Below are 3,380 nucleotides of genomic sequence, written 5' to 3' on the forward strand. Positions count from 1 at the left end.
CAAAAAGCCCCGCCACGTCTTTCTCGTGGCGGGGCTCTCCTGTCGGCGGTACCTGCGTTACGCTCGGCTTCTTAGGGAGCCAGAGCGAGTTGTAACCAACATTGTAACCAACAGGCGATTTTCGGGGGACAACAGGTTGGGGAAATAGGCCCTAACGTGTTGATTTTAAATGGTCGGAGTGGAGGGATTCGAACCCCCGACCACCTGCCCCCCAGGCAGGTGCGCTACCAGGCTGCGCTACACTCCGAAACGGGCGCGAAGGATAGCGCATTTTGCGGTGGCGAGGAAGGCCGTCGCGCCGGTGTCGGTTCAGATGTCGTGGACGGCGACCCGCGTGTCGCTTTTCAGCGGGCGGACGATTTCCGGCCGGCCGAAGTGGAAGCCCTGTCCCCAGTCGATGCCCATCTCGCGCAGCATGTCGGCGGTGCGTTCATCGCCGATGAACTCGGCGACGGTGATCAGACCCAGGTCTTTGGCCATCGACTGGATGTGCCGGACGATCTTCTGCGCGCGGACGCTTTCGCTCATGTTCTGCACCAGCGCGCCCTCGATCTTGAGAAAGGTAAAGGGCATGTCCAGCAGGTAGCGGTAGGAGGAATAGCCGCTGCCGAAGTCGTCCAAGGCGAGACGCATGCCGAAGTCGATCAGCGGCTTGAGTGCACTGAAGGCATCCGCGGTGTCCTCGAGCACCTCGCGCTCGGTCATTTCCAGCACCAGGGGCTTGACCTCGAGCTTGTCGGAACCACCAATGCACCCACAGGCGTTCTGCGCGTTGGTGATCACCTGTTCCATCAGCTCCGGGTGTTGCAGGAAGTCGCCCGAGATGTTGACGAAATGGGCCATGGGCCGGTGGTCGATGGAGGCGACGCAGTTGGAGATGGTCTGGTTGATGATCTCGAAATCGATCCGGTGGGCCATCTGCAGGCGAGAGGCCGCCTCGATGAACAAGCCGGCGGGGATGATGTCGCCCTCGGGGGTGATCATGCGCGCGAGCGCCTCGTCGGCGACTACTTCGCCGGTCCTGAGATCCACGATCGGCTGGGTGGCGGCGACGATGCGTCCCTCGTGGATTGCCCGGTCGAGTGCTCCGCCGGTGGCGTAGACCGATGGCTGTTGCAGTCGGTCGGCGTTGACTACGCGATCACGGCCCGTGCGCTTGGCCTCGTAGACGGCCGCGTTCAGCGAAGAGAGCTGGTCGCGTGGCTGGGTGCGACTGGTCTCCCCGGGGCCGAGCGCGGCGTGGCCGATGCTGACGGTCACTGTGCCTAGCTGCGCGTCATTGTCGTCGTGATGGAAGTGCACGCTGGCGGCCGCCGAACGGATGCGCTCGGCGATCTGCGGGCTGTATTCGGCCTGGCGCGGCGGAATCAGGAGCATGAATTCGTGGCCGCTCCAGCGCGCGGCCATGACGTCGTCGGGAACGGCTGCCTGCATCGCAGCGGCGAGATCGCGTATGACGCGATCGCCGACGTGGTAACCGAGGTAATCGTTGACGGTCTTGAGCCGGTCGATGTCGACCAGCATCAGGCGGTGACCGCCTTCACCGTCGGCCTGGATGTCGTGGATGCGCTCGAGCATCGCGCTGCGATCCGGCAGGCCGGTGAGCGAATCCACGCTGGTGGGCGGGCAGAGGCTTTCGATGATCACCACCGTGCGCTGGTGTTCGTCCAGCGGAGTGATGGCGAGAGTGATCTCGCGGTTGTCCATCAGGCCGACCAGCGAGGTCTCCTCGCCATCGATCAGGACGCTGCCCAGTGACGGGCTGGGGTTGAGGCGCAGGCGGCTTTCCAGACGTTCGCGGAGGGTCTGGTTACCGTCGGCGGGAAACAGCTCGTTCGCGCGGGGACTGGCGCTCGTCACGCGCCCGGAGGCCGTGCAGAGAAAGACGATCATGCCCGAATCCGCCCTCCCGTTCGCCACGATGTGGTCCCCTTGCATCGTCCCTTTCCCTTCCCTGATCGCGGTTTGATCACACGGCCCTGAGGGATGATCCTGTTAAAGGCATCGTAGCAGCGAACCGTCGGCATCTGAATCTCGTTTCCCTTAAATACGCACGGCATGATGGATGGTCAGGTGACGTTGCTGTCGTAGACGGGATTGGCATTGATCCGGTCGATGCAGTCGATCAGCGCCTCGATGAGCCGGTCGATCCGTTCAGCGGGCGCGTTGGCCTCGAGGGCGTCCTCGAGCTCGCCGGCAAGGGTCTGCAATTCGGTTTCCCGACAGCAGGCCGCCGCACCGCGCAGTTTGTGCGCGGCATGACGCAAGGCGTCGCGATCCTCGATCTCCTCGGTCAGCAGGCGGCGATAGCCTGGCAGCTCGTCGCGGAGCAATTGGGTGAGGAAAGGATCGCGGCCGTCCGGCCGGTTGTCTGATGCGGCCGTAAGGGGGGCGGCCGCGCGCCGGCCGTGCGTCTCCAGCGGGAAAAATTCGCCGATCGCACTCAGCAGGTCACCCGAGGTGACCGGCTTGGTCAACACCCGTTCGATTCCGCTGTGCAACAGGTCCTGGTGGACGTTTCCCTGCCGGTTGGCGGTGATCGCGATGATCGGGGTTCCCAGGTGGCGCGGGCGTTTCTTGAGGATGCGCGCCACACCCGCCCCCGTGATGTCCGGCATGTGCATGTCGGTGAACACCACGTCGATGTCCTCGTGGTCGGCGAGCGCCAGAGCCTGCTTGCCGTTGGGGGCCTCGAGCACGTGAAAGCCCAGCTCTCGCAGCGTCTGTCCCAGGTGGGCAAGGTAGACGGGATCGTCGTCGATGACCAGCGCGGTGCGCCCGGCGAACGAATACAGCGCGTGCCGGCCCGGCTTGGTTGACTGGCCTGGACGGGCGGGACGTTCCTCGACTGGCCGGGGTGCCGCCATGCGTTCCGGGCGGTGGCCCGGCGCCGGCGCCGGGGCACCCAGTACGCGTTCCAGTGAAGCGGCCAGTGCCCGGGCACGGATGAACAGCGGCAGGGTGAAGTCGGCCCAGTGAAGCGGCGCGGCCGGGCGCCCCCGGATGGTCAGGTGGCTGGACAGGCCGATCACCCGGCCGGCCAGTGAGATCCACTGGCCGAAGGCCGGGTCGTCGTGGTGGCGCTCGACGATCCGCTCGTCGAGGAACAGCAGGTCGACCGGCTGGCCGAAATCCGGTTCGATCTGGATGCTCGCCCCGAGCGCGGCGAGATTGCCCTGCCAGGCGCGTCGGTGCTGGGCCGAGCCACAGACGACCGCCACCAGCTGCCCGGCCAGTCGGTCACCGCTGTCCGGCTCACCGATCAGGATTGGGGCGCTGAAGGTGGCGGTCATGCCGAAACGACCGGGCGTGGTCTCGACCACCTCGAGCGCCGAGTCGAGGTGATGGGAGATGCAGCGCAGGATCCACAGGTCGATCAG

General features: G+C 65.5%; 2 protein-coding genes and 1 tRNA gene. All 3 read right to left on the reverse strand.

Annotated elements, in window-relative coordinates; translation table 11 throughout:
- Positions 1-170: 170 nt before the first annotated feature.
- Positions 171-247: transfer RNA gene (locus tag ACLFRM_RS09200), tRNA-Pro, on the reverse strand.
- Between the two features lie 62 nt (positions 248-309).
- Entirely contained in the window at positions 310-1,938 is a 1,629-nt protein-coding gene (locus ACLFRM_RS09205; protein WP_410755441.1) for an EAL domain-containing protein, read from the reverse strand.
- A gap of 131 nt (positions 1,939-2,069) precedes the next feature.
- Positions 2,070-3,380: response regulator (locus tag ACLFRM_RS09210; protein WP_410755442.1), on the reverse strand; the 1,311-nt coding region annotated here is incomplete at its 5' end.

Origin of the sequence: Guyparkeria sp., from assembly GCF_046540515.1 — a bacterium.
Lineage (GTDB): Bacteria > Pseudomonadota > Gammaproteobacteria > Halothiobacillales > Halothiobacillaceae > Guyparkeria.